The sequence below is a fragment of the Escherichia sp. AM3 genome, assembly GCF_032029835.1.
GTDB classification, from domain to species: Bacteria; Pseudomonadota; Gammaproteobacteria; order Enterobacterales; family Enterobacteriaceae; genus Escherichia; species Escherichia coli.
In genome coordinates, this window is record NZ_JAVUPQ010000777.1 from 1 (window position 1) to 317 (window position 317).

Genomic DNA, 317 nt, shown 5'->3' on the forward strand with positions numbered 1-317 from the left:
CGCCGAACGCGGTAAGTTTTATCGGCCATTGAAAACTCAGGCTTCGGTGCGTATTGATGCTGATGTGATGGAATGGTTGAAGCGACCAGGTAAAGGCTATCAAACTCGCCTGAACGCAATTTTACGTGAAGCGATGCTGCGCGATCAGAACAAAAAATAATTCAGGCCGCCACATGGCGGCCATCATCCAAAATTACTTCCTCAACCCCGCAAACGCTGCCCGAATCTCTTCCTCCGGCAACTGAATCCCGATAAACACCATCGTGCTATGCGGTTTTTCATCGCCCCACGGGCGGTCCCAGTCGGCGCTGTAGAGG

The 317-nt window shown here is 52.4% G+C and carries 2 protein-coding genes; one reads left to right on the top strand and one right to left on the bottom strand.

The window, feature by feature from the left end; all coding sequences use genetic code 11:
- The coding region (locus RTW80_RS28310; RefSeq protein ID WP_312721423.1) for a BrnA antitoxin family protein at positions 1 to 160 on the top strand (160 nt) is incomplete at its 5' end.
- Between the two features lie 33 nt (positions 161 to 193).
- Here RTW80_RS28310 and RTW80_RS28315 read toward each other — a convergent pair.
- A partial coding sequence (locus RTW80_RS28315) for a GTP-binding protein (RefSeq protein WP_174240512.1) occupies positions 194 to 317 on the bottom strand: 124 nt, incomplete at its 5' end.